Annotated in this window: 22 protein-coding genes; 11 read left to right on the top strand and 11 right to left on the bottom strand. The window is 75.2% G+C overall.

The genetic code is table 11. The features are described 5' to 3' along the window. Positions 1-74 precede the first annotated feature (74 nt). On the top strand, positions 75-974 hold the full coding sequence (locus ACA361_RS15955; protein ID WP_375012741.1) for a TIGR03564 family F420-dependent LLM class oxidoreductase: 900 nt from the start codon (positions 75-77) through the stop codon (positions 972-974). Here ACA361_RS15955 and ACA361_RS15950 read toward each other — a convergent pair. The 7 genes from ACA361_RS15950 to ACA361_RS15920 all read right to left on the bottom strand — a co-directional run bounded on the left by ACA361_RS15950 (position 967) and on the right by ACA361_RS15920 (position 9,127). Then, a complete protein-coding gene (locus ACA361_RS15950) occupies positions 967-1,905 on the bottom strand; it encodes a TIGR03621 family F420-dependent LLM class oxidoreductase (protein ID WP_375012740.1) in 939 nt (312 codons plus the stop codon). The two genes, ACA361_RS15955 and ACA361_RS15950, sit on opposite strands and share 8 nt — an antisense overlap. Then, positions 1,902-2,558, bottom strand: coding sequence for a response regulator (locus ACA361_RS15945; protein ID WP_375012739.1), 657 nt, complete (start codon positions 2,556-2,558; stop codon positions 1,902-1,904). Before ACA361_RS15945 ends, ACA361_RS15950 begins: the two co-directional genes overlap by 4 nt. Beyond that, the gene (locus ACA361_RS15940) at positions 2,555-3,814 is read right to left on the bottom strand and encodes a histidine kinase (protein ID WP_375012738.1); all 1,260 of its coding nucleotides are present in this window, start codon (positions 3,812-3,814) and stop codon (positions 2,555-2,557) included. Before ACA361_RS15940 ends, ACA361_RS15945 begins: the two co-directional genes overlap by 4 nt. 93 nt (positions 3,815-3,907) lie before the next feature. Beyond that, a complete protein-coding gene (locus ACA361_RS15935) occupies positions 3,908-6,004 on the bottom strand; it encodes a cytochrome c oxidase assembly protein (protein WP_375012737.1) in 2,097 nt (698 codons plus the stop codon). Next, positions 5,997-6,293, bottom strand: coding sequence for a hypothetical protein (locus ACA361_RS15930; RefSeq protein WP_375012736.1), 297 nt, complete (start codon positions 6,291-6,293; stop codon positions 5,997-5,999). The genes ACA361_RS15935 and ACA361_RS15930 overlap by 8 nt, the downstream gene beginning before the upstream one ends. Positions 6,294-6,402: 109 nt before the next feature. After that, on the bottom strand, positions 6,403-7,683 hold the full coding sequence (locus ACA361_RS15925; protein WP_375012735.1) for a DUF5685 family protein: 1,281 nt from the start codon (positions 7,681-7,683) through the stop codon (positions 6,403-6,405). Positions 7,684-7,798: 115 nt separating this feature from the next. Then, positions 7,799-9,127, bottom strand: a complete 1,329-nt coding sequence (locus ACA361_RS15920) for a tetratricopeptide repeat protein (protein ID WP_375012734.1) — start codon at positions 9,125-9,127, stop codon at positions 7,799-7,801. Positions 9,128-9,298: 171 nt separating this feature from the next. On the opposite strand from ACA361_RS15920, the gene uraH reads away from it, so the two are divergent. The 5 genes from uraH to ACA361_RS15895 all read left to right on the top strand — a co-directional run bounded on the left by uraH (position 9,299) and on the right by ACA361_RS15895 (position 13,454). Next, positions 9,299-9,682, top strand: coding sequence for a hydroxyisourate hydrolase (uraH, locus tag ACA361_RS15915; protein WP_375012733.1), 384 nt, complete (start codon positions 9,299-9,301; stop codon positions 9,680-9,682). 142 nt (positions 9,683-9,824) lie between these two features. Next, the gene (locus tag ACA361_RS15910) at positions 9,825-11,018 is read left to right on the top strand and encodes a glycerate kinase (protein ID WP_375012732.1); all 1,194 of its coding nucleotides are present in this window, start codon (positions 9,825-9,827) and stop codon (positions 11,016-11,018) included. 211 nt (positions 11,019-11,229) lie between these two features. Continuing rightward, entirely contained in the window at positions 11,230-12,345 is a 1,116-nt protein-coding gene (gene ald, locus ACA361_RS15905) for an alanine dehydrogenase (RefSeq protein WP_375012731.1), read from the top strand. 67 nt (positions 12,346-12,412) lie between these two features. Beyond that, on the top strand, positions 12,413-13,009 hold the full coding sequence (locus ACA361_RS15900; protein WP_375012730.1) for a histidine phosphatase family protein: 597 nt from the start codon (positions 12,413-12,415) through the stop codon (positions 13,007-13,009). A 130-nt stretch (positions 13,010-13,139) separates the two neighbouring features. Next, complete coding sequence (locus tag ACA361_RS15895; RefSeq protein WP_375012729.1) at positions 13,140-13,454, top strand: metal-sensitive transcriptional regulator; 315 nt, start codon at positions 13,140-13,142, stop codon at positions 13,452-13,454. Between the two features lie 16 nt (positions 13,455-13,470). Here ACA361_RS15895 and ACA361_RS15890 read toward each other — a convergent pair whose 3' ends face one another. From ACA361_RS15890 to ggt, 3 genes are all read right to left on the bottom strand, one after another. Continuing rightward, positions 13,471-14,319 (bottom strand): oxygenase MpaB family protein, encoded by an 849-nt coding sequence (locus ACA361_RS15890; protein ID WP_375012728.1) that lies wholly within the window; start codon positions 14,317-14,319, stop codon positions 13,471-13,473. A 93-nt stretch (positions 14,320-14,412) separates the two neighbouring features. Beyond that, complete coding sequence (gene cutA, locus ACA361_RS15885) at positions 14,413-14,817, bottom strand: divalent-cation tolerance protein CutA (RefSeq protein ID WP_375012727.1); 405 nt, start codon at positions 14,815-14,817, stop codon at positions 14,413-14,415. A gap of 48 nt (positions 14,818-14,865) precedes the next feature. Then, positions 14,866-16,704, bottom strand: coding sequence for a gamma-glutamyltransferase (gene ggt, locus ACA361_RS15880; protein WP_375012726.1), 1,839 nt, complete (start codon positions 16,702-16,704; stop codon positions 14,866-14,868). A gap of 274 nt (positions 16,705-16,978) precedes the next feature. On the opposite strand from ggt, the gene ACA361_RS15875 reads away from it, so the two are divergent. The 5 genes from ACA361_RS15875 (at position 16,979) to ACA361_RS15855 (ending at position 23,258) form a co-directional block, all read left to right on the top strand. After that, complete coding sequence (locus ACA361_RS15875; RefSeq protein WP_375012725.1) at positions 16,979-18,811, top strand: amino acid permease; 1,833 nt, start codon at positions 16,979-16,981, stop codon at positions 18,809-18,811. A 157-nt stretch (positions 18,812-18,968) separates the two neighbouring features. After that, the gene (locus ACA361_RS15870) at positions 18,969-19,781 is read left to right on the top strand and encodes an NUDIX domain-containing protein (RefSeq protein WP_375012971.1); all 813 of its coding nucleotides are present in this window, start codon (positions 18,969-18,971) and stop codon (positions 19,779-19,781) included. Beyond that, a complete protein-coding gene (locus ACA361_RS15865; protein WP_375012724.1) occupies positions 19,778-20,848 on the top strand; it encodes a molecular chaperone DnaJ in 1,071 nt (356 codons plus the stop codon). Before ACA361_RS15870 ends, ACA361_RS15865 begins: the two co-directional genes overlap by 4 nt. A 12-nt stretch (positions 20,849-20,860) precedes the next feature. Continuing rightward, positions 20,861-21,829 carry a hypothetical protein gene (locus tag ACA361_RS15860; RefSeq protein WP_375012723.1) on the top strand — a complete coding sequence of 323 codons (969 nt, stop codon included), beginning with the start codon at positions 20,861-20,863 and terminating at the stop codon, positions 21,827-21,829. Positions 21,830-21,839: 10 nt separating this feature from the next. Then, positions 21,840-23,258 (top strand): adenylosuccinate synthetase, encoded by a 1,419-nt coding sequence (locus ACA361_RS15855; RefSeq protein ID WP_375012722.1) that lies wholly within the window; start codon positions 21,840-21,842, stop codon positions 23,256-23,258. Here the strand turns inward: ACA361_RS15855 and ACA361_RS15850 are convergent. After that, positions 23,194-24,603, bottom strand: coding sequence for a purine-cytosine permease family protein (locus tag ACA361_RS15850; RefSeq protein ID WP_375012721.1), 1,410 nt, complete (start codon positions 24,601-24,603; stop codon positions 23,194-23,196). The genes ACA361_RS15855 and ACA361_RS15850 overlap by 65 nt on opposite strands. Positions 24,604-24,627: the final 24 nt, after the last annotated feature.

Below are 24,627 nucleotides of genomic sequence, written 5' to 3'. Positions count from 1 at the left end.
GTACCGGAATCCGATCTTCAGGTTAGTGTATCGTGCGGAAGCGGAATTTCCGCTTCATGTTAATGGGAGGCATCATGCGCATCGGGACCGCCGTCGTCGGCACGCAGTTGAAGTTCGAGGAGGTCGTCGGGGAGGTGCGGGCCGCCGCCGCGGCCGGGCTGGACAGCGTGTTCTTCCCCCAGCTCGACGACTGGGACGCGATCGCCCTGGCCGGCGCCGCCGGCCGCGAGGTCCCCGGGATCGAGGTCGCCACCGGGATCGTGCCGACCTACCCGCGGCACCCGGTGGTGATGGCGAGCCAGGCGCTGACGGCCGCCGCCCTGACCGGCGGCCGGTTCACGCTGGGCATCGGGCCCGGCCACGCGCAGATCATGACGGACCGGCTCGGCTACTCCTACGACCGCCCGGTACGGCACGTGCGCGAGTACCTGGAGGCCCTGCGCCCGCTGCTGCGCGGCGAGGAGGTCGGGTACCGGGGCGAGACCCTCACCGCCGCCGGCCGGACGGCGGTGCCCGGCGCCGCGCCCCCGCCCGTCCTGCTGTCCGCGCTCGGCCCGCGGATGCTGCGGCTGGCCGGCGAGCTGGCCGACGGAACGATCACCAACTGGATGCGCCCCGAGGCGATCGCCGAGCAGGTCGCGCCGGCGATCGGCAGGGCCGCGGCCGAGGCCGGGCGGCCCGCTCCGCGGATCGTGGCGTTCACGATGGTCGCGCTCACCGGCGACCCGGACGGCGCCCGCGCCGCGCTGGCCGAGCGGCTCGGCTTCGCCGGCGACTTCCCGTCCTACCGCACCGTGCTCGACCGGCAGGGCCTGTCCGGCGTGCACGAGACGATCATCGCCGGGGACGAGCGCGCGGTCGAGGCCGCGATCCGGCGCTACGCCTCCGCCGGCGCGACGGACCTGCTGCTGAGCCCCATGGGCGGCGCCGAGGAGCGCGACCGCGTCCTCCGGCTGGCCGCCTCCGTCAGCTGAGCAGCTCGACCACCGGCGCGAACGCCTCCACGAACGGCGAGTGCACGGTGATGTAGGAGAAGCCGAACCGCTCCCGGCGCTCGCGCAGCTGCTCGGCCATCTGCTCCACCGTGCCGATCAGCGCGAACGGGCAGTCGAGGATCTCCTCCTCCGACAGGTACGGCACCGGCCCGGCGGCCAGCTCCGCGGCCGCCGCGCGCCGGTCGCCGGTGACCGCGACCAGCTGGACCAGCACGTTCAGCTCCAGGTCGGCGAACCGGTCGCCGGCCCGCTCGCGGACGAACGCGACCCGCTCGGCCGCCTGCGCCGCGGTGCCGATCCGGAACGTGCCCGGCGGCTCGCCCTTCACCTGGTACGCCCCCGCGATCCCCACGATGCCGGCGTGCCGGGCGGCGATGTCCAGCACGCCGTCGCCCGTCCCGCCGACCAGCAGCGGCGGTCCGTGCCCGCCGAAGCCGGCCCGCTGCACCGGGGCCAGCTCGGCCAGCCCGTACCGCTCGCGCAGCGGCGCCTGCTGCTCGTAGCCCGGCCCGCCGAACAGCGCGCCCAGCTCCTCGATCGTGCGCTCCAGGCCGCGGGCCCGCTCGCCGAACGGGCGCCACGGGATCCCGGCCGCGTCGTACTCCCACTTCATGTGACCCGCGCCGAGGCCCACCTCCAGCCGGCCGCCGGTGAGCCGGTCGGCCGTGGCGACCTCCCGCGCCAGCAGGTGCGCGTTCCAGAACGAGGCGTTCAGCACCAGCGTCCCGACCCGCAGCCGCGCGGTCGCCTCGGCGGCCGCCACCATCGTCGGGAACGGTGCCGGGCTCCCCAGATGGTCCGGGACCAGCGCCACGTCGTAACCGCTCCCCTCGGCCGCGCGGCAGCGCGCCGTGAAGTCCTCGCGGGATCCGATGTCGAAGAAGTTGAACCCGAACCGGAAGGGCCTCATGACGGGCTAATGTAGCCCGTCTCGTACGCGAAGATCACGGCCTGCGTGCGGTCCCGCGCCTGGAGCTTGGCGAGCACGTTCCCGACGTGCGTCTTCACCGTCTGCGGGCTGACGAACAGCTCGGCGGCGATCTCGGCGTTGGAATGCCCGCGCGCCATCAGCCGCAGCACGTCCCCCTCCCGCTCGGTGAGCCGGTCGTGCCAGCGGGCCCCGCGCGGCGGCGCCCCGCCGCCGCGGTGCTCGGCCGCCAGCGCCCGGATCGCCGCCGGGAACAGCAGGGTGTCGCCGTGCACCACCATCCGGATCGCCTGGAGGATGTCCTCCGGCCGGGTCCGCTTGAGCAGGAACCCGTGCGCGCCCGCCTTCAGCGCGTCGTAGACGTACTCGTCGTTCTCGAACGTCGTCACCACGATGATCTTCGGCGGGGCGGCGCTGCTCTCCAGCAGGTGCCGGGTGGCCTGGATGCCGTCCAGCTTGGGCATCCGCACGTCCATGAGCACCACGTCCGGGCGCAGCCGGGACACCTGCCCGGGCACCTCGGCGCCGTCGCCCGCCTCGCCGACCACGGTCAGGTCCGGCTCGGCGTCGATGATCGCCGCCAGCCCGGCCCGGATGAGCCGCTCGTCGTCCACCAGGAGCACACCGATCGTCATGAGGCGACCTTAAGCGGCAGCGACACGTCCAGGCGCCAGTGCGCGTCGCCGTCGGGGCCCGCGGTCATGGTGCCGCCCAGCACGGTGACGCGCTCGCGCACGCCGCCGAGCCCGCGGCCGCCGCCGTGGCGGTGCCCTGCGGGGGGCGCCCCCAGGGGATTGCTCATCTCCACCTCCAGCCGTTCGCCGCGCACGCCGATCCGGAGCCGTACCGGGACCTTGCCGGCGTGCCGCAGCGCGTTGGTCAGCCCTTCCTGGACGATCCTGTACGCCTCCCGCGACACCGCGGCGGGCACCCGGTCGAGCCCCTCCCCCACGGCGGCGTCCAGCTCGACGCCGGCGATCCTGGTCTGCTCCAGCAGCCGGTCCAGGTCCCGCAGCGTGAGCTGCGGCGCGGTACGGGAGCCGTCCTCGCGCAGCAGCCCGAGCACGTGATCGAGGTCCTCCAGCGCCGACCGGGCCGACTCCTCGATCGCGCCGAGCGCCTCCCGGGCGAACGCCGGATCGCTGTCGAGCACCCGCCCGGCCGCGGCCGCCTGGAGGGTGACGACGCTCAGCGCGTGCCCGACCGAGTCGTGCAGCTCGCGGGCCAGCCGGTTGCGCTCGGCCAGCCGGAGCGCGGTCGCCTCCGCCGCGGCCAGCTTCTCGGCGGGCGAGGGGCCCAGCAGGAGCGGTGCCAGCCGGGCCAGCAGCGCGCCGGTGGCCGCGTTCAGCCCGAGCACGGCGGCCAGCATCGCCGCCCCGGCGAACGGCAGCGGCCACTCCGGCCAGGAGCTCGGCGGCCCCCACACCTCGGTGAACCCCTCGTCCCACCGCACGAACGGCGCCATGATCAGCACGACGGCGAACGGCGGGACCGCCAGGCTCAGCGCGCTGATCACCACCCCGGCGTGCAGGTGCACCGTGAACCAGACGCCCGACCTGACCCGGTTCCGCCACGTGCGGGCCGAGCCCACCGGCAGCCCGGCGATCGGGCCGCCGAGCAGTTCCCTGGCCGCCGCGCCCTCCAGCAGCCGCACCGCCGGGACGAGCCCGGTCACGAACGCCCCGGCGACCGGGAGCACCAGCAGGATCACCACGCCCTGCACGATCGGGCCGGCCGACTGGAGGACGGCCGGTGCGACGCCCATGCCGAGGAACCAGTACGGCATCAGCAGCGCGCCGCCGCCGACCAGGTACGACCAGCGCCGCCAGAGGGTCCGGCCGAACAGGGGCCGGACCGGGCGCGGGAGGGCGGCACGGGTTCTGCGGATCACACTCCGATCCTGGCAGAACGCGGCGCCCGCGGGCCTCCTCCGCGCGGGCCCGCCGCCTCCCCCGCGCGGGGGAGGCGGCCGGGGGCGCGCGCGTCAGGTCTTGCGGGAGCGCTCATCGTGCTCGGCGAGCTTGGCCAGCCGGGCGTTGTACGCGGCCAGCTCGTCGTCCTCCTCGGCGATCGCGGGGACGTCCTCGCCGGCCGCCGCGGCGGCCGCGCGGCGCTGCTCGGCGCGGTCGGCCTTGCGGTCCTCGCGGCGGGCCTGCCGCTGGTCGTCGAAGTACCACTGGAAGGCCAGCGCGATCAGCACGATGAAGGTCGGGATCTCGCCGAAGCCCCAGGCGATCGCGCCGCCGGTGTGCTGGTCCTTGAGCAGCGAGGTGCCCCACGGCGGGTCGACCGCCGTGTACCAGCCGCGCGCGAGCGGCTCGCCCAGGTTCATCAGCGCGATGCCGAAGAACGCGTGGAACGGCATCGTGACGAACAGCAGCAGGATGCGGCCCGGGTACGGCAGCTTCTTCGGCGCCGGGTCGACGCCGATCAGCACCCAGAAGAACAGCGTCCCGGCGGCCAGGAAGTGCGCGGTCATCGCGATGTGCCCGAGGTGGTTGCGCATCGCGGCCTCGAACAGCGGCGTGAAGTACAGCGCGAACGTGCTCACCACGAAGATCAGGGTGGCCACCGCGGGGTGCGCGACGAGCGCCGCGTACCGGCTGTGCAGCGCGGCCGTCAGCCACTCCCGCGGGCCCCGGTCGCCGCGGATGGCGGCGGGCTTGAGCGCGCGCAGCGCCAGCGTGACGGGCGCGCCCATCACCAGGAAGATCGGGGTGAGCATGTTCAGCACCATGTGCTGGACCATGTGGACGCTGAACAGGATCGGCGAGTACGTCGCGAGCCCGGTCTGGGTGGCGGCCCAGATGGTGAGCAGGCCGGTGAACCAGGAGACGGTGCGCAGGACCGGCCACCGGTCGCCGCGCCGCCGGAGCCGGAGCACCCCGGCCAGGTAGAGCCCGCCGAGGACCAGGGCCAGGGCGGCGAAGAAGAAGTCGAACTGCCACAGCGTGGCCAGCCGGGCCGGCGTGAGCTCGGGCGGCATGTCGTACCCGATGAGGACCTTGACGGCCGACTCGTCGGTGGTGGGGGCGGGCGGCGCGGTCCGGGCCAGCGCGACCGCCAGCCCCATCGTGGCGGCCATCACGGCCACCTCGACGGTGGCCAGCCGGGTGAACGCGCCGGGCTTGCGGGCGGCCAGGGCGGGCAGCGTGCGGCCGCGGTGCCACCAGCCGAACCAGCCCAGCGCCGCGAACGCGACGACCTTGCCCAGCGCCAGCCGCCCGTAGTTGGTGCTCACCAGCTCGGCCGGGTCCGGCATCCGGGCGATCACGTTGACCACCCCGCTGACGCCGACGGTGACGTAGCACCACAGCGCCATCCGGCTGAACCGCTCGGCCATCACGCTGAGCCGGTCGCGGCGGGACAGCGCGTGCACGCCCACGATGGCCAGCCCGCCGACCCAGGGCGCGACCGCGAGGACGTGCAGCGCCACGCCGGTGACGGCCACCGAGTGGTTGGCGGCCGAGGACGAGTGGCCGGTCAGCGGCGGCGGCAGCAGCGCGATCGCGCTCAGCGCCAGCAGCCCGGCCGCGGCGGCGGGCGTCGCGGCGGTGCGGGACAGCAGCGCCACCACGACGGCGAGCAGCACCACCAGCATCAGCGCGGTGCCCTGCGGGAGCTGGCCGACGTAGCTGCTCAGCTCGTTGCCGGTGAGGATCTGCCCGACGGGCTGGCCGAGCACGTCGGCCACGGTGAACACCAGCGTGGCCGCGGCGGCGGCGGCCCACGCGGCGGCGGCCCACGACGCGGCGCGCAGGTAGGAGACGGCGTCCTCGCCGAGGGCCGGCTCGCGCCTGGCGGCGCCGCCGGCCAGCGGCAGCAGGAAGACGGCGGCGATCAGCGCGCCCACGGTCACGGCGGCGGCGAGGTTCATCGCCGTCCGGGAGACCGGCAGGCCCCAGCGGGTCACGGTGCCGGCGTCCGCCAGCCCGGGGATCACCTGCTCGGCCGCCGCGCCGCCGAGCACCAGCGCGGCCGCGAGCCCCGCGACGGCGGCGGCCAGCGCGACCGCGGCGGCGCGCGCCACGGCGGCCCTGCCGTCGCCGGCCTTCGTCGCGGCCGCGGCCGCCTTACTCACCGGAGCCCCGCTTGCCGGCCCGGTCGCCGGTCCCGCCGCCCTTCCCGCCCGCGCCCTGCTTGGGGTCCTGGACGGGGTTCCTGCGCTTGGCCCGGAACACGATCACCATCCCGATCCCGATCCCGAGCAGCGCCCCGACCACGATCATGATCAGGTTGGCGGTCCCGGAGGACTCCCCCGCGGCCGCCGGCGGGGTGTGGGCGAGGGCGGGCGCGGCGGTGGCCGCCACGAACACCAGGGCCAGGACGGCGACGGCGGCCGGGCGGCGCGGCGGGGTGAAGGGAATCATGGGCGGCCGGGTCTCTCCAGATGGGTACGGGGCCCTCCTAGCCTACTTAGCCCCCTCGACCGCGCCGTCCCCCCTCACCCCGAGGCGCGCGACCCCCGGCCGGGCGGGCTCAGAGGCCGCAGTCGCAGCACTCGCAGCACCGGCAGCAGTCGCCGCAGCCGGGGTCGCAGTTCCCGTCGCAGTGCCGGGTGCACCAGCACCGGTCGCCGCACTTCCTGCCGTGGTGCTTGCTCCATTTCGGCTGGTAGACGCCGCAGGTGAAGCACACCAGCGTGCCGGTGAAGCACGGGATCGGCAGCCCCGGGCGCGGCGGCCGGCCACCGTGCCCACCATGCCCGCCATGGCCGCCGTGCCCGCCGCCGTCCCCCCAGCCGCCACCGCCGCCGCCGGACCAGCCGCCGTCACCGCCGCCGCCCTGGTGCGGCGGCGGGTAGTGCCCCGGCTGCTGCGGCGGGTACGGCTGCTGGGGATAGGGCTGGTGAGGGTGGTGGGCCTGCTGCGGGTGCCCGTACGGCCCCTGCGGGGGCGGCCCCGCCGGGTACGCGGCGAAGGACCGTTCCACAGAGCGGCCGACCTCCCGGTCCAGCAGCGCCCGGACGAGCCGCGGCTGCTCCATCTCCACGTCGGCGAGCGCCAGCCGGAGGCCGCGCAGCGCGTCGTCGCAGTGCCGGCGCGCCTCCTCCGGGCCCGTCCCGGTGGCCAGGAGCGGGTTGTACGCGCCGGCCGCCAGGTCGTCGTGCACGTCCTCGACCGCGTCGAGCAGGTGCGCCAGCCGCCCGAAGAAGCGGCCCGCCTCGGCCAGGTGCTCGGCGTTGCCCTCCCGGCCGGCGAGCACCGCCGTGTGGGCGAAGACGGCGGCCACGGCCGTCTCCGTCGGCTCGGTCAGCTCCAGCAGCCCCAGGCCGCCCGCCGCCTCCAGCTCGGGCTGGCGCGCGACCGCGTCCCGCAGCACGGCCGGGTCGAAGCCGACCGCGGTGCTCGTCCCGCCGCCGGCGGCGTCCCAGCGGGCGGCCATCCGGCCCGCGGCGGCGGCGACGAGCCGCCGCCGGTACGGGCCGTCCCCGTCGGCGACGTGGTCGCGGGTCTTGCCCGCGGCCAGCAGCAGCGAGGTCGCCGCGGCCAGCCGCGCCCCCTGCGCCCGGGTCTCGACGACCTCGGCGGCCTTCATCCCGCGCAGCGCGCACGGGCCCGCCTTGCGGCGCGGCGACAGCTCCGGCCGCTGCGCCTCCACCAGGACCGACACGAGCAGCCCGTCATAGTTGGTGGCCAGCCGGGCCGCCTGGCCGTGCCGGTCGCGCAAAGTCAGGCACAGCCCGCACAGGTGGGCCATCCAGTCCTTGAACAGGGATCCGCACAAGACGTGCTCGCACGGGCGTACCACTCCGAACATGTGGCGAAGAACTCCTCAGCTGGGACGCGTCGCGGCGGGGCGCCGCCGGACGGGCGACACTGAACCGACGCGATCTTCCCGTGCCGGGTTCCTTCCGCTTCGTTCCGGGTTTCGCTTAGACGCCGGCGCAGGTGAGGGCGCGGCGGTACGCGTCCAGGCCGGGCCGTTCGGGGGCGCCGGTCTCGGCCAGCAGCTCGGCCAGGTCGAACCACGCCTGTGCGGCCTCCCGCACCGACTCCATCTCCTCCAGATGGGTCGCGGCCTGGGTGAGGACCTCGATCGCGCGGTCCCGCCGGCCCAGCCGCACGCACGCCTCGCCGAGCACGGTCAGCGCCCACGCGGTGGCCCGGCGCGGCGCGCCGCCCAGCAGGTCGAGGGCCTGCTCGGCCAGCGCCACCGCCTCGGCCGGGCGGCCCAGGGCGGTCTCGGCGCGGGCCAGCTCGGTCAGGCACCAGGCCACGTCGATCTCCCCGGCGGAGCTGGCGTTGATCTCGCCGCGGACCCGGGTGAGCAGGTCGCGGGCGCGGCCGGCGTCGGCGGGCCGGGCGCGCAGCAGCAGCCCCGCGTACACGATCCGCAGCCGGGCCAGGTTCCGCGGGTCCTCGGGCGGGCCGCCGTCGGCGGGCGCGGCGCCGTCGTCGCCCGCCAGCAGCAGGGCGCGCTCGGCCAGCGCGACGCCGTCCTCGTACTCGCCGCGGATCTCGGCGACGTAGGCGGCCTCCCAGTACGCGGCCATCCGCGCCCGGGCGCTGCCGATCCGCTCCGCCCGCTCGACCAGCTGCCCGGCCAGCTGCCCGGCCCGGACGAGGTCGCCGCGCTCGATGAACGCGGCCAGCAGCGCGGCGCCCAGGTGGACGGCGGCGTCGGTGGAGTCCGCGCCGGTGGCGATCAGGTGGCGCAGCGCGTCCTCGGCGACCTCCACCCCGGCGCTGATGTCGCCGCGCTCGCGCAGGCAGCGGCTGAGCGCGACGTGGACCCTGGCCCAGTGCGCGAGGTCGGCGTCCGCGGACGCCTCGGCGGTGAGGGCGCGCAGCCCGTCGATCGCCTCCTCCAGCCGGCCGGCCGCCTCCAGCGCCAGCGCGTGCCCCCAGCGGGCCTGGTGCAGCATGCTGGGCAGCGCGACCGCGTCGGCGTTGGCCAGCACCTCGGCGAACCGCTCCCGGGCCTCCTCGGCGGCCCCGTTGCGCAGGGCGATCTCGGCGTAGTCGAGCGTCACCCGCAGCTCGTCCACCACGTCCTCGCTGACGCCGCTCACCAGGTAGGTGGCCGAGCAGTTCAGCTTCTGGGCGAGCAGGTCGATCACGCTGGGCGCGGGCACCCGCTTGTCGCTCTCGATCAGCGAGATGTAGCTGTCGGACAGTTCGGGGAACGCCAGCTGCGCCTGGCTGATCCCCTGCCTGATCCGCAGCGCGCGGATGCGCTGCCCCAGAGTCTCCCGATCCATCGTCTGACCACCGCCTACGAGGTTCCAGCCCGGGCCCCGCCCGGGGATCGCGCGCCGCGTCATCGCATTCGCACCAAGGCAGGCTATAGCGGACTCGGCCGGTCACGCAGCGTTCCGCCGAAGTCGGCGCCCCGGGCCGTGGGAGTGCTCCGGGGCTGCTGTACTAGCGTCATGACCGCAGCCTCGGACCCCGTACTGGGCCTCGCGTCCGCCCATGTCTCCACCCACGTCCTGGACACCCGCCTGGGACGCCCGGCCGCCGACGTGCCGGTACGGCTCGACGCCTACCTGGACGACACGTGGCGTCCCGTCGCCGAGGGCGCGACCGACGCCGACGGCCGCTGGAGCGCTCCATCCGGCGGGCGGCCCGCGGACGGGGCGGGGCCCGCCACCTACCGGCTGCGGTTCGGGACCGGCCCGTATTTCGCGGGACTGGGCGTCGCGACGTTCTACCCGGAGGTCAGCGTGATCTTCACGATCGCCGATCCGGGCGATCGCCACCACGTCCCGCTGCTGCTCAGCCCGTTCGGGTACTCCACGTACCGGGGCAGCTGACCGGGCCGCCGGCCGGGCCGCACCGCGCGGCCAGCACGGTCTTCTCCCCAGGTTTGAACGTCCTGACGGCCGTCCCGGGTGTCAAATAGTGCCGTCATGGCGTAAGCAGGAGTGAGTGACTTTCCCCCGGTCCCTGAAAGGCGTGGCTGTGCAGTCCCCGGACTCCCCCTCCGACCTACCCGCGGGCCGTTCCAACGGCCGGGCCCGCAACGGTCACGTCCTGCTGGCGCCGGACCGGTTCAAGGGCTCGCTGACCGCCCCGGAGGTCGCCCGCCACCTGGCCGCCGGGCTGCGCCGCGCGCGGCCCGACGTGCCGGTGGTGGAGCTGCCGGTCGCCGACGGCGGCGACGGCACCGCCGAGTCGGCGATCGCGGCGGGCTGGCGGCGGGTCGAGGTGGAGGTGTCCGGCCCCACCGGCCGCCCCGTCACCGCCGCGCTGGCGCTGGACGGCCGCACCGCGGTGGTGGAGCTGGCCCAGGCGTCCGGGCTGCGCCGACTGCCCGGCGGGCGGCCCCGCCCGCTCGGCTCCACCAGCCTCGGAACGGGCCAGCTGCTCGCGCACGCGGTACGGCTGGGCGCCCGCCGGATCGTGCTGGGCGTCGGCGGCGCGGCCTGCACCGACGGCGGCGCCGGGCTCGTCCAGGGCCTGGGCGGGCGGCTGCTGGACGCGCTCGGCAAGGAACTGCCGCCGGGCGGGGCGGCGCTGCGCTCGCTGCACGCCCTCGACCTGCGCGGGATGCCCGACCTGTCCGGCGTCCAGGTGGTCGTGGCGGGCGAGCCGGAGGGCACGCTGCTCGGCCGCAACGGCACGGCCACCGGCCAGGCGGGCCGCCGCGGCGCGACCCGCGAGGAGATCCGGGTGCTGGATCTCGGCCTGCGCCGCTGGGCCGACATCGCCGAGGCGGCGTCCCGCACGGCCTCCCGCGACCGGCCGGGCTCGGGCGCGGCGGGCGGGGTGGGCTTCGCCGCGCTGGCGTTCCTGGGCGCGACGATCGAGCCCGGGATCGGGCTGATGCTGGACCTGCTGGGGTTCGCCGAGCGGGCGCGCGGCGCCCACCTGGTGGTGACCGGCGAGGGGACGCTGGACGTGCGGTCGCTGCGCGGCCGGGCCCCGATCGGGGTGGCGCGGGCCGCGGCCCGCGCCGGGGTGCCGGTGGTCGCCGCCGTCGGCCGCCGCGGGCTGACCGGCGAGCAGCTCAGGAAGGCCAGGATCCAGGCGGTGTACGCGCTCACCGACATCGAGCCGGACGCCGGCCGCTGCATGCGGCAGGGCGGCCCGCTGCTGGAGCAGCTGACGGTCGCGATCGCCGACGAGTGGCTGCCGCCGCGCCGCTGATCCCCGGCCGGCCTGAGCCGGCACGAGGGTTACGGCATGTAAAGGTTTCGCCGCATCGTCATGCATGTTGCGGTGTGGCGGCACCGGCCGCGCGGCCGCACGCTTGGAAGTGACGGAGAGCCCGCGCACCACCCCTGCCGCGGGCCCTCGTCCATGCCCAGGCCGTGCGCGCACCCGCGCGCGGCGCCCATCGGCATCGCCGGAGGACCCCATGAAGGTCGGCGTACCCAGCGAGATCAAGAACCACGAGTACCGGGTGGCGATCACCCCCGCCGGGGCCCACGAGCTCACCCGCCGCGGGCACGAGGTGTTCGTCCAGCGCGGCGCCGGAACGGGGTCGGCGATCCCCGACGAGGACTACACCGCCGCCGGCGCCAAGATCCTGGAGTCGGCCGACGACGTCTGGGCCGAGGGCGAGCTCGTCCTCAAGGTCAAGGAGCCCGTCCCGGCCGAGTACCACCGGATGCGGCGCGGCCAGACGCTCTTCACGTACCTGCACCTCGCGGCCTCGCGGTCGTGCACCGACGCGCTGCTGTCGTCCGGCGTGACGGCGATCGCGTACGAGACCGTCCAGCTGCCCGGCGGTGCGCTGCCGCTGCTGGCGCCGATGTCGGAGGTGGCCGGCCGGCTGGCCCCGCAGGTCGGCGCCGCCGCGCTGATGCGCTCCAGCGGCGGCCGCGGCGTGCTGCCCGGCGGCGTGCCGGGCGTGGCCCCGGCCCGCGTGGTGGTGATCGGCGGCGGCGTGTCCGGGCTGAACGCGGCGCAGATCGCGGCCGGGATGGGCGCCGAGGTCACGGTGCTGGACGTGAACGTGGACCGGCTGCGGCACATCGACGCGATCTACCAGGGCCGGCTGCGGACCGTGGTGTCCACCGCGTACTCCGTCGAGCAGGAGGTCCGGGCCGCCGACCTGGTGATCGGCGCGGTGCTGATCCCCGGCGCCAAGGCCCCGACGCTGGTCCCGCACGCGCTGGTGGCGCGGATGCGGCCCGGCTCGGTCCTGGTGGACATCGCCATCGACCAGGGCGGCTGCTTCGAGGACTCCCGCCCGACCACGCACGACGACCCGACGTACCGGGTCGAGGAGTCGCTGTTCTACTGCGTGGCGAACATGCCCGGGTCGGTGCCCAACACCTCCACCCACGCGCTGACGAACGTCACGCTGCCGTACGCGGTGCGGATCGCCGACCGGGGCTGGCGGGACGCGCTGCGCGACGACCGCGCGCTGGCGCTCGGCCTCAACGCGCATGGCGGCGCCCTCACCCACGACCAGGTCGCCGAGGCGCACGGCCTGCCGTCCGTGCCGCTGGAGTCCGTGCTCGCCTGACCCGCGCCGGCTCCGCCCCGGGCCGCTCGCCTGTCCCCGTGCTCGCCCGGCCCCGTACAGTGGCCCCATGGGGGAACTGATCATCGTGCGGCACGGCGAGACCGAGTGGAGCCGCGCCCGGCGCCACACCGGGCGCACCGACCTGCCGCTGACCGCGCGCGGCGAGGAGCAGGCGCGGGCGCTGGCGCCGGTCGCGGCCGGGCGGTCGTTCGCCCGGGTGCTGTCCAGCCCGGCGGAGCGCGCCCGGCGCACGGCCGAGCTGGCCGGGCTGGCGGTCGACGAGGTGGACCCGGACCTGTGGGAGTGGGACTACGGCGGGTACGAGGGCATCACCAGCAAGAGCATCCGCGAGGACCGGCCCGGTTGGTTCCTCTGGGAGGACGGTGTGATCCCCGGTGACGCCGGCCATCCGGGCGAGTCCGTGGAACGGGTCGGCGAGCGCGCCGACGCGGTCCTGGGCCGGGTGCGGCCGCTGCTGGCCGAGGGGGACGTGGCGCTGGTCGCGCACGGCCACGTGCTGCGCGTGCTGACCGCCCGCTGGCTGGGGCTGGAGCCCGCGGCGGGGCGGCTGTTCAGGCTGGAGACCGGTACCCTGTCCACGCTCGGGACCGAGCACGACCGCCCGGTGATCGCCGCGTGGAACGTCCCCCCGCCGGCCGGCTGACCGGCCCGACGACCGGCCGTTCGCGGCCGGGGGAATGCCGGGCCCGGCGGATACGATACCCCTATGGGGTTGCCGCGCGGGCGGCGGCCCCGTCCGGACCGATGACGCCGGCCCGATTGCGAGGACGACGATGACGACTCCCGAGACTCCCACGCAGACCGCGCCGACCCGCGGCTACACCGCCACCAAGGACCAGCTCCAGACCCGGCTGCGCCGGATCGAGGGCCAGGTGCGCGGCATCGAGCGGATGGTCGACGACGACCGCTACTGCATCGACGTCCTGACCCAGATCAGCGCCGTCCAGGCGGCCCTGGACAAGGTGGCGCTCGGCCTGCTCGACGGCCACGTCCGGCACTGCGTCGCCGAGGGCGCCGAGGAGGGCAAGTCCGAGGCCATGTCGACCGAGCTGATGGCCGCCGTCGGCCGCCTGATGCGGCGCGGCTGACGGGACGGCCCGCCGGTCAGGACGCGACGCCCAGCGCCGCCGCGCTCTCCTCCCGCTCGCGGGTCAGCCGGCGCGCGCGGAGGGCGTCCGGCCGGTACCGCACGTGCTCCGGGATGACCTTGGTGGAGCGGTAGAGGCCCTTCAGCGTGACCGTGGCGGCCAGGTCGGAGGTGGGCAGCCCCGGCAGCCCGTACATCCGCCGGGCCCAGCGCGGCAGCGTGGAGACCACGAGCACGCCGAGGCCGGGCGCGGCCAGCTTCAGCGGCAGCAGGTTGCGGGGCACGTTCGGGTTGAACATCCGGACCAGGCCCTCGCGCGCCTCCCGGCACGCCCATATGCGGCCGCGCATGTCCGCGTAGTACGCCCGCATCTCGCCGACCGAGGCCGGGACGTCCGCCGGGTCGAGCCCCACCACGGCGGCGGCGCGGCGCTGCTCGTCCACGAACCGGTCGGCGTCGGCGCGGCTCAGCGGCACCCCGGCGCGGCGGGCGATGTCCAGGTACGAGTCGACCTCGCCCATGTGCACCCAGAGCAGGTTCTCGGGGTCGTCGACCGGGAAGGTCTCGCCGGTGCGCAGGTCGAGGCCGGTGAGCTTGGAGTGCAGCTTGCGGACGCGGCGGCCGACCCGTTCGACCTCGGCCTCGGTGCCCCACGTGCGGACGCGGACGAACTCGACCGTCCGCTCCAGCCGGGCCCACGCCTCGCGCGGGTTCATCAGCTCGGAGTTCTGCGCGGTGCCCCACATCGAGCGGGGATGCAGCGCCTGGAGCAGGAGGGCGCGGACGCCGCCGACCATCAGGACGGGCTCGCCCATCACCCGCCAGGTCACCGATCCCGGCCCGAACAGACCGTAGTCCTCCTGCACCGCGCCGTCCTTCCGCCGGGAGACCGAGCCCTCAAAGTAACTAAAGGCTTATTTTCCCGCCTATGACGGACGTCACACCGGCCGGCGCACCGGTCATTCGACGCTGACGGTCTCGCCGGCCCCGCCCCGGGCCGCGCGCCGCTCGTCCTCGTCGCCGTCCTCGTCGTCTTCGTCGTCCTCGTCGGTCTGCTCGCTGACCCACGCGAGGTAGTCCAGGCTGCCCGCGACGATCTCGGTGGCGATGATCTCCGGGGTGTCGTACGAGTGCCCCTCGGTGATCAGGCTGGCCAGCTCGTCGAACCGGGCGTCGGTGGTCTTGAACACCACCATCCACTCCTCGGCGGACTCGATCTCGCCCTCCCACCAGTAGGTGCTGGCGATCGGCCCCACGAGCTGGGCGCACGCCGCGAGCCGCTCGGCGACCGCCGACCGGGCCAGCGCGGCCGCCTCCGGTCGCGAGTCCGTGGTCGTCGTCACCTGTACGTACGCCTGGGCCATGGCACGACTCCTTCCCCGATGCCCTGATCGTAGTCGTGCCGGGTCCCGTTACCGGCGCGGCCGGACGACCAGCGCGCTGCCGCCGCCCCGCCGTTCCGGCTCGGCGACCGCCTGCACCAGGCCCGGCCGCAGGAACTCCAGCCCGGTCGCGGCGCCGATGACGCCGCGCGGCGGCCCGGCGAACAGCGCCACGTCGTGGCCCTTCCCGGCCAGCGCCGCGCCGTACCGGTCGATGAACGCCTGCTCCGCGAACACCTGCGGCGTGTTGCGCTGGGTCGCGCGCGGCGCGGCCAGCGCCGCGGGCAGGTCCATGCCGAGGTCGATCCGGTTGAGCAGGATCTGCAGCACGGTCGTGATGATCGTGGAGCCGCCGGGCGTGCCGAGGGCCAGCTTGGGCCGGCCGTCCTCCAGCACCAGCGTGGGCGCCATGCTGCTGCGCGGCCGCTTGCCCGGCCCGGGCAGGTTGGGGTCGGGCGCGGCGCCCGGCGCGGGCGGCTGGAGGGTGAAGTCGGTCAGCTCGTTGTTGAGCAGGAACCCGCGGCCGGGAACGGTCAGCCCGCTGCCGCCGAACTGCTCGATCGTGACGTTGTACGCGACGACGTTGCCCCACTTGTCGGCCACGACGAGGTGCGTCGTCTGCGGCCCCTCGTACTTCAGCGCCTCGGCCCCGCCCTTCGCCGGGGCGCACGGGTCGTAGCCGCCGTCCGGCGAGCCGGGCGCGACCGGCGCGGCCGCGGCCCTCGCCGGGTCGATCAGGCACGCCCGCTCGCGCGCGAAGCCCTTGGACAGCAGCTCCTTCAGCGGCACGTCCACCTGGTCGGGGTCGCCGACGTAGCGCCCCCGGTCGGCGTACGCGAACTTGGACGCCTCCAGGTAGTAGTGCAGGGCCTGCACCGGGTCCTTCGCGTCGAGCTCGAAGTTCCCCAGCATGTTGAGGACCTGACCGACCGTGGAGCCGCCGGACGAGGACGGCGGCATGCCGTACACGTCGAGCCCCCGGTACGAGACGCGGGTGGGCTCGGGCGTGCGGGACCGGTAGGCGCCGAGGTCACCGTCCTTCATCAGCCCCGGCCGCACGTTCCGCCCGGCGTCCGGGTCGACCCCCGGCTCGCGGACGGTGCGGACGACCTCGCGGCCGAGGCCGCCCCCGTACAGCCAGCCCGGGCCGCGCCGGGCCAGCTCGCGGTACGTGCGCGCCAGGTCGGGGTTGCGGAACGTGGAGCCGACCGCCGGCGGCCGCCCGCCCGGCAGGAACAGCTCCCGGGTCGGGACGATGTCGGCGAACCGCTCGGCGTTCACCGCGGTCTGGTCGTGGAACTCCCGGTCGACGGTGAAGCCGCGCTCGGCGACCCGGATCGCGGGCCTCAGCAGCGTGCCGAGGTCGCGGGTGCCGAAGCGGCGCAGCGCGGTGTCCCACTGCGCGAGCGTGCCGGGCACGCCCACGCTGAGCCCGCTGGTCACGGCCTGGTCGAACGGGATCGCCCGGCCGGTCGCCGGGTCGACGAACGAGTCCGCGCGCATGGCCCGCGGCGCGGTCTCCCGGCCGTCGACGGTGTAGACCTTCCGGCGCTTCGCGTCGTAGTAGGTCATGTAACCGCCGCCGCCGATCGCGGCCACGTACGGCTCGGTCACGCCGAGGGTGGCGCCGGCGGCGACGGCCGCGTCCATCGCGTTGCCGCCGTTCCGGAGCACCTCGATCGCGGTCCGGCTCGCGTCCAGGTCCACCGTGGCGACGGCGCCGCCGTACCCGGTGGCCACCGGGCGCTTGCCGGGCGGCCGGTCGTGGCCCGCGTGCGCGGGTGCCGTGACGGGCGCGACCAGCGTGGCGGCGACGGCGAGCGCGGCGGGCGCGATCAGGTGGCGGCGGGCGCGCGCGGCGAGCGACACGGGACCTCCTGGAGCGGTCGGGAGCGCGGCGCCACCACCGTTTCACCGTTCACGGCGGGGCGCCAGGGTCCGGCCGGGCCCGGACGCGGCAGGGACCTCACCCGGCACGGGCATTATCGATCTTGACCCTCTCCCGGCGTTTCCAAACGATCAAGTGCAAGACATTGCGGTTTTACCTAAATATGGGGAAGTGTTAGGTCTTCCACCTTCACTGTCTCGCGAACAGCGGCGCGGGTTCAGGCCTTGGGGAGCACCTATGACCTGGGACATCCGCATGCGAAACACCATGTTCCGAAAACTGCCCGTCGAGCAGGCGACCGGGCAGCTGTACGGCGGCCGGCACCGGCTGCGCGTGGTCTACCGGACCCGCGATCTCGTGGTGCTCGGCCTCGGTGTCATGATCGGCGCCGGCATTTTCAAGATCTCCGGAGTGCAGGCCGCCGCGAACGCCGGCCCCGCCGTGATCATTTCCTTTCTCATCGCCGGCGGGGTCTGCCTGCTGGCCGCGCTCGCGTACGCCGAGCTGTCGTCGATCGTCCCGGTCGCGGGCAGCGCCTACTCGTTCAGCTACGTCGCGTTCGGCGAGGTCTGGGCGTGGGTCGTCGGCTGGTCGCTGGTCCTGGAGCTGCTGCTGGCGGCGTCCGTGGTCGCCCGGGCCTGGTCGCTGTACGCCGCGCAGGCGCTCGCGGACCTGAACGTCCCCGTGCCCGACTGGCTCGCCGGCGTGATCGGGCAGCCCAAGGGCTTCGACGTGTTCGCCCTCGGGATCCTGCTGCTGCTGATCGTCCTGCTGGCGACCGGGAGCCGGCTCGGGCTGCGCACGCTGTGGTTCATGGTGATGGCCAAGCTGATCGTGATCGGGCTGGTCATCGCGGTCGGGCTGACGTACTTCGACCCGGGCAACCTGACCCCGTTCGTGCCGCCCGCCGAACCGGCGCCCGGCACCGGCGGGCAGAGCGTGCTGAACGCGGTCCTGGGCTCGATCACCGGCGGCACCCCGCAGGTCTTCGGCGTCTGGGGGATCCTGGCCGCAGCGCCCGCCATCGCGTTCGCCTACATCGGCTTCGACCTGATCTCGACCGCCTCGGAGGAGACCGACGACGCGCCGCGCAAGGTCCCGCGCGGCATGATCACCAGCCTGGTGGTGGCCGTGGTGCTCTACCTGGGCGTCGCGATCACCCTGGTCGGGATGGTGTCGTACGGGCGGCTCGACCCCGAGAAGGTCGTGCTGACCACGCCGTTCACGATGGTCGGCGCCGGCCCGGTCGGGCACGTGGTCAACATCGGCGCGGTGATCGCGCTGACCACGGTGATCCTGGTGGTGCTGATCAGCCTCACCCGGGTGGTGTTCTCGATGTCGCGCGACGGGCTGCTGCCGCGCGGCATCGCCGGGATGAGCCGCTACCGGGTGCCGTCCCGGGCGACGCTCGTCGCGGGCGGCGCGGCCGCCGTGATGTCGCAGACCATCGACGTGCTCACGCTGGAGCAGATGGTCGTGATCGGCACGCTGTTCGCGTTCCTGTTCGTCTGCGCGGCGGTGCTCGCGCTCCGCCGCGACCGGCCCGACCTGCACCGCCCGTTCCGGATGCCCGCCGCCCCGCTGACCGCGGTGCTGGGCATCCTCGCGACCGGCTGGCTGATGCTCAACCTCAAGGTGCAGACCTGGGGCTACTTCACCGTCTGGATGCTGGCCGGCCTGGTGCTGTACCTGGTGTACGGCCGCCGCCGCAGCGAGATGCGCCGGCTGCTGGACGAGGGGCCGCGGCGCCCGCCCGCCGCGCTGATGACGGCGCCGCCCCCGGACCTGGCGGGCCTCGCCGGTCCCCCGCCGGGCGCCCGGCCGGTCTCGACCGTGCCGCCGCCGCCCGACGCCCGCACCCCGGGCGTGCGGCCGTACCAGCCGGAGCGCTTCGACACCGGCCAGTTCGCCCAGCGCCACCCCGGGCCCGGGCCGGGGGACGCGGCGCGCCCGCCGCAGCCCCGACCCCAGTCCCAGCCGGAGCCGCAGCCGGGACCCTGGCCGCAGCCGCAGCAGCCCCCGCCGCAGCGGGACCAGCGGCCGCCCCAGTACGGCGGGCGCCCGCAGCCGCCCCGCCATCGCCGCTGAGCGGAGCACGCCCGGCCGGACGCCGCTTCCCCGACGGGGAGCGGCGTCCGGCTTTTCCGGGGTGGACGGCCGCCGCTCCATGGGTTATGTTCTTCTCAAAACGAGATGGACTCAACCTGAGACTTACTGACCTTGAGACGGACCGGGGCGGGTGGCGATGACCGAGCGGCACGACGAGAGCGACTTCCTGGCGGCGTACGACCCCCGGGAGTACGACCCGGTCTCGGTCACCGTGGACGTGGTCGCGCTGACGATCCGCGACGGCGGCCTGCACGTGCTGCTGGTGCGGCGCGGGCGGCCGCCGTTCGAGGGGATGTGGGCGCTGCCCGGCGGCTTCGTGCACGGCGTGCGCGACGCCGAGGACCTGCCCGACGCGGCGGTGCGGGAGCTGGCCGAGGAGACCGGGCTGAGCGCCAAGGGCGGCCCGCTCGACCGCGTCCACCTGGAGCAGCTCGGCACGTACGGCGCGCCCGGCCGCGACCCCCGGATGCGCGTCATCTCGGTCGCCTACCTGGCGTTCGCGCCCGAGCTGCCCGACCCGGAGGCGGGCGGCGACGCGGCCGACGCGGCCTGGATCCCGGTCGGCGCGCTCGGGCTCGGCGAGGCGGGCGAGCAGCGGCCCGGCACGACCCGGCGGCTGGCCTTCGACCACGCGCGCATCCTGTCCGACGGGCTGGAGCGCGGCCGGTCGAAGCTGGAGTACACCCCGCTGGCCACCGCCTTCTGCGCGGCCGAGTTCACGATCCCGGAGCTGCGCGCGGTGTACGAGGCCGTCTGGGGCGAGGAGCTGCACGCCGGCAACTTCCACCGGAAGGTCCTGTCGGTCCCCGGCTTCGTCGAGAGCACCGGCGCCACGTCCGACCGCGGCGGCCGCAAGGGCGGCCCCCGGCCGCGGCTCTACCGCGCGGGCGACGCCCGCCTCCTGCACCCCGCCCTGCTGCGCCCCAGCAGCGAGGAGCAGATCCGATGAACGGCGAGCACGCGCACGGGAACCGGATGAACGGGAGCCGGCCGAACGGCGACCCGGTGACCCTGGACGAGGCCCTCGACCGGCTGGACCGCGCCCGCACCCCCGCCGACCTGTTCGGAGAGGACGGCCCGGAGGCGGCGCGCACCTACCGGCGGCTGGCCCGGCTCGTCCACCCCGACGCCACCGGCGGCCGCACCGCCGACGCGTTCGCCCGGCTGACCGCCCTCTGGCACGGCCGCCACGCCGGGCGCGTCACGATCACCACGAAACGGCACGCGTACCGGCTCGGCGACCGCCGCGCGAGCGGCGACCTGGCCGAGCTGTACGACGCCGGCTACGACGGCGCGCGCACCGCCGTGATCAAGCTGCCGCGCGACCCCCGCGACGGCGACCTGCTGGAACGCGAGGCGGTGGCGCTGCGCCAGCTGCCCAAGGACGGCGACGGGCGGTTCCTGCCGTACGTGCCGCGCCTGGTCGAGTCGTTCCGGCACCGGGACGCCGCGACCGGAGCGGTGCGCCGCGCCAACGCGATCGCGCCCCTCGACGGCTTCCACAGCCTCGCCGAGGTCCGCGCCGCGTACCCGGACGGCGTCGACCCGCGCGACGCCGCCTGGATGTGGCGGCGGCTGCTGGTCGCGCTCGGCTTCGCGCACCGCGCCGGAGTCCTGCACGGGGCCGTGCTGCCCGAGCACGTCCTCGTCCATCCCGGGGACCACGGCCTGGTCCTCGTCGACTGGTGCTACTCGGTGCCCGGCTGCCTGCCGGCCGGTACCGGCCGCGTCCCCGCGATGGTCGACCGCTACGCCGGCTGGTACCCGCCCGAGGTCCCGGAACGGGAGCAGGCGAGCGAGGCCACCGACATCTACCTGGCCACCCGATGCATGACCCACCTGATGGGCGGCAAGGCGCCCAAGCCGATGCGGCTGTTCGCGCGCGGCTGCCTGCTGCCCTCGCAGCGGCGCCGGCCCCGCGACGCCTGGCGGCTGCTGGCCGAGTTCGACGAGCTCCTGGAGCGCCTGTACGGCCCGCGCCGTTTCCGCCCGTTCACGATGCCCACCACCCGCTGAAGGAGAACCATCATGGGAAGCGGACACTGGTCCACCAACGTCTACGACGCGGCGCGCAGCTACCGCGCGTCCACCGGCGCGAGCGCCTTCGCCTACAGCGACGGCGGCGCCACCGCCACGCACCCCGACCTCGACCCCAAGGGCGTGACCGTCCGGGAGAGCCGCGACTCCGACGACCACCCCGAGTCGCTCGCGATCGCCGTGCTGTTCGACGTCACCGGCTCGATGCGCACGGTGCCGCGCACGCTCCAGACCAAGCTGCCGGACCTGCTCGGGCTGCTGCTGCGCAAGGGGTACGTGGAGCACCCGCACATCATGTTCGGCGCCGTCGGCGACGCCACCTGCGACCGCGCCCCGCTCCAGGTCGGCCAGTTCGAGGCCGACAACCGGATGGACGACGACCTCGGCAAGATCCTGCTGGAGGGCGGGGGCGGCGGCCAGATGACCGAGTCGTACGAGCTGGCGATGTACTTCATGGCCCGGCACACCGCGATCGACTGCTTCGAGAAGCGCGGCAAGCGCGGCTACCTGTTCATGCTCGGCGACGAGCTGGCCTACCCGAAGGCCAAGCGGCGCGAGATCGAGGCGATCATCGGCGGCGGGCCCGCCGAGGACGTGCCGATCGGCGACCTGGTCCGCGAGCTCCAGCGGATGTACGACGTGTACTTCATCATCCCCGAGGGCAGCTACCACGCCGGCGACCCGAAACTGCGCGGCTTCTGGCAGGACCTGCTCGGCCAGAACGTGCTCTACCTGGACGACCTGGACGCCGTCTGCGAGACGATCGCGCTGACGATCGGCCTGGCCGAGGACGCCATCGACCTGGAGGAGGGGCTCGGCCACCTGTCCGAGGTGGGCTCCGACGCGGGCGCGTCGGTGTCCCGCGCGCTGGCCCCGCTGGACGCCGCCCGCGCGCCGGTCGCGACCTCGGCCGCCCCGCCCGGCCTCGGCTCCGCGCCGTCGGCGACGACCCGGCTCTGAGGGGAGCGGCGTGGCGCACGTGATCGTCGTCGACCTCGGGTACGGGGACGCCGGCAAGGGGACGATCGTGGACCGGCTCTGCGCTCGGGGGCCAGAGCCTTTCCCGCCTCAACCCACCCCGGAGCCGTTCCCGCCTCACCCCACCCTGGACCCTTTCCCACCTCAACCCACCCTGGAGCCTTTCCCACCTCAACCCACCCCGGAGCCGGTTCGAACCGTCGTCCGCTTCAACGGCGGCGCGCAGGCGGCGCACAACGTCGTGGCGGAGGACGGGCGGCACCACACGTTCGCCCAGTTCGGGTCGGGGACGTTCACGCCGGGCGTGGCGACCCACCTGTCGCGGTTCATGCTGGTCGATCCGCTCGCCCTGGCCGGGGAGGCCGCGCACCTGCGGTCCCTCGGCGTGGGCGACGCGTTCGAGCGCCTGACCGTCGACCGCGCCGCGCCGCTCACGACGCCGTACCACCGGGCCGCCAACCGGGCGCGGGAGACCGCGCGCGGCGCGGCCCGGCACGGCTCGTGCGGCATGGGCATCGGCGAGACCGCCGCCTACGCCCTGGCGCACCCGGACACCGCGCCGCGCGCCGGCGACTGCCTCTCCCCGGCGCTGCTGCGCCGCCGGCTGGCGGCCGTGCGCGACTGGTACCGGGACGAGTTCCCCGGCGGCGAGGACGTCCCGCCCGTCGAGGACTGCGCGGACGCCTTCGCCGCGTTCGCGGAACGGGTCCGGATCGTCGGCGGGGAGCACCTCCACCGGCTGCTCCGCACCGGGAACGCGGTCTTCGAGGGGGCCCAGGGCGTGCTCCTGGACGAGTGGCGCGGCTTCCACCCGTACACGACCTGGTCGACCACCACGTTCGCGAACGCGGAGACGCTGCTCGCGGAGGCCGGGCAGGGGCCCGCGTACCGGCTCGGCGTGCTGCGCGCCTACGCGACCCGGCACGGGCCCGGCCCGTTCGTCACCGAGGACCCGGCCCTCACCGCGGACCTGCCGGACGCGCACAACGGGACGGGCCGCTGGCAGGGCGCGTTCCGCGTCGGCCACCTGGACGCGGTGGCGCTCCGGTACGCGCTGGAGGTCGCGGGCGGCGCCGACGGGCTCGCCGTGACGCATCTCGACGTCGCCCGCGATCGCGGCGACCTGAAGCTGTGCACGGCCTACGAGGGCTGCGAAGGCCACGAGGCGATCCCGGCCGGCCCGGCCCGCGACCTGGCGGCGCAGGAGGCGCTGACCGGGCGGCTGCTGGCCGCCCGGCCCGTCTACACGCCCCTCCCCCGCGATCCCGTGGCGGCGATCGAGGAGGCGCTGGGCGTGCCCGCCGTGCTCGGCTCGTACGGCCCCCGGGCGTCCGACAAGCGCGTCCTCACCGCCGCTTCGCGCCGCCCAGCAGGCGGTACCCGAGAGCGGCCAGCAGGAAGCCCGCGATGAAGGTCACGTCCCCGACCTCGGGGACGTTCTCCGGCACGATCCCGACGTACAGCTCCTGGTTGCAGAACAGCGCGACCGACACCACCACGGCGACGGCCATCGCGATCGGCCCCGCCGGGTTGCGGTGCCCCTTGTCGAACAGCAGCGCGTCGATCGGCTCGCCGCGGCGCAGCCACATGTCGGTGAGCACGACGCCGAGCCAGGGGCCGATCCAGTACGCGATGACGAGCAGGAACGTCTCGTACGCGTGCCCCGCGTCGGCCAGCCCGAAGAACGCGACGACCAGGCCCAGCACGCCGAAGCCCAGCGCGGCCAGCGCGCGCTGGAGCGCCGGCGGCAGCCGCACGCCGATCGTCACGAACGACATCGCGCCCGAGTAGATGTTGATCGCGTTGGCGCAGATCGCGCCGAGCGTGATCGCCAGCAGCGTCAGGTGCGCGACCGGCGTCGGCAGGTGGCCGGTGAACGTGCCGGTCGGGTCGCCGAGCGCGTCGCCGCCGATGGTGACCGCCGCGGCCCCGACGATCTGCAGCGACGTGCAGCCGAAGAAGATCCCCAGGCCGGCGTAGGTCCCGACCGCGCGGCGGCTCGTGCCGGGCGGCAGGTAGCGGGTGAAGTCGGCGGCGTACGGGTTCCAGCCCGCCGCGTACCCGAACGCGGCGGCCGTCGCGATGACGAACCCACCGAGCCCGCCGCCCTCGCCGCTCGCCGGGGCGCCGAAGTCCGCCTTGCTCAGGATGATCGCCGACGCGACCGCGAACACCGCCGCCAGCACCGGGAACGCGTACCGCTCGACGGTGTGCACCAGGTTGTGGCCGAAGAACCCGATCGTCACCTGGAGGCCGACCACGACGACCAGGCACAGCGGCTTGGGCAGATCGGTGAGCGTGGCCAGCGCCAGCGTCGCGCTGACGCTGTTGACGGCGAACCAGCCCACGCCGCCCGCGATCGTGTTGAGCGTCGCGGGCAGCGCGTTGCCGCGGAACCCGAACGGCACCCGCCCGAGCACCATCTGCCCGACGCCGTGCCGCGGGCCGCGCGCCGACAGCACGCCGTGCGCGAGCGCGCCCAGCGCGCTGCCCAGCAGCGCCGCCGCGGCCGCCTGCCAGAAGCTCAGCCCGAACGCGGCCACCGCCAGCACGCCGAGGAAGATCGTCGCGAACTCCAGCTGCGGCGACGTCCACGTCCAGAAGAGCTTCAGCGGCCGGCCGTGCCGCTGGTCGAGCGGGATGAACTCGGCGCCGCCCGGCTCCACGGCCGCGACGCGGTCGCCGTAGTCGCCTTCCCGGACGACCACGCCGGCGGGTGGTCCCTCGGTCTTCGCACCGTCGTGGACGTCGGTCATCAGGGGGCCTTTCCGGTCGTGGCG

This window comes from Actinomadura sp. 21ATH, from assembly GCF_041951345.1.
In the GTDB taxonomy this organism is placed as follows: Bacteria; Actinomycetota; Actinomycetes; order Streptosporangiales; family Streptosporangiaceae; genus Spirillospora.
This window is presented reverse-complemented; position numbering and strand designations above follow the sequence as displayed.

Excerpts from the sequence above, each read along its gene's own strand:
- ACA361_RS15955 (WP_375012741.1), top strand. The coding sequence starts at position 75 with ATGCGCATCGGGACCGCCGTCGTCGGCACGCAGTTGAAGTTCGAGGAG.
- ACA361_RS15950 (WP_375012740.1), bottom strand. The coding sequence starts at position 1,905 with ATGAGGCCCTTCCGGTTCGGGTTCAACTTCTTCGACATCGGATCCCGC.
- ACA361_RS15945 (WP_375012739.1), bottom strand. The coding sequence starts at position 2,558 with ATGACGATCGGTGTGCTCCTGGTGGACGACGAGCGGCTCATCCGGGCC.
- ACA361_RS15930 (WP_375012736.1), bottom strand. The coding sequence starts at position 6,293 with ATGATTCCCTTCACCCCGCCGCGCCGCCCGGCCGCCGTCGCCGTCCTG.
- ACA361_RS15925 (WP_375012735.1), bottom strand. The coding sequence starts at position 7,683 with ATGTTCGGAGTGGTACGCCCGTGCGAGCACGTCTTGTGCGGATCCCTG.
- ACA361_RS15920 (WP_375012734.1), bottom strand. The coding sequence starts at position 9,127 with ATGGATCGGGAGACTCTGGGGCAGCGCATCCGCGCGCTGCGGATCAGG.
- uraH (WP_375012733.1), top strand. The coding sequence starts at position 9,299 with ATGACCGCAGCCTCGGACCCCGTACTGGGCCTCGCGTCCGCCCATGTC.
- ald (WP_375012731.1), top strand. The coding sequence starts at position 11,230 with ATGAAGGTCGGCGTACCCAGCGAGATCAAGAACCACGAGTACCGGGTG.
- ACA361_RS15900 (WP_375012730.1), top strand. The coding sequence starts at position 12,413 with ATGGGGGAACTGATCATCGTGCGGCACGGCGAGACCGAGTGGAGCCGC.
- ACA361_RS15895 (WP_375012729.1), top strand. The coding sequence starts at position 13,140 with ATGACGACTCCCGAGACTCCCACGCAGACCGCGCCGACCCGCGGCTAC.
- cutA (WP_375012727.1), bottom strand. The coding sequence starts at position 14,817 with ATGGCCCAGGCGTACGTACAGGTGACGACGACCACGGACTCGCGACCG.
- ACA361_RS15875 (WP_375012725.1), top strand. The coding sequence starts at position 16,979 with ATGCGAAACACCATGTTCCGAAAACTGCCCGTCGAGCAGGCGACCGGG.
- ACA361_RS15870 (WP_375012971.1), top strand. The coding sequence starts at position 18,969 with ATGACCGAGCGGCACGACGAGAGCGACTTCCTGGCGGCGTACGACCCC.
- ACA361_RS15865 (WP_375012724.1), top strand. The coding sequence starts at position 19,778 with ATGAACGGCGAGCACGCGCACGGGAACCGGATGAACGGGAGCCGGCCG.
- ACA361_RS15860 (WP_375012723.1), top strand. The coding sequence starts at position 20,861 with ATGGGAAGCGGACACTGGTCCACCAACGTCTACGACGCGGCGCGCAGC.
- ACA361_RS15850 (WP_375012721.1), bottom strand. The coding sequence starts at position 24,603 with ATGACCGACGTCCACGACGGTGCGAAGACCGAGGGACCACCCGCCGGC.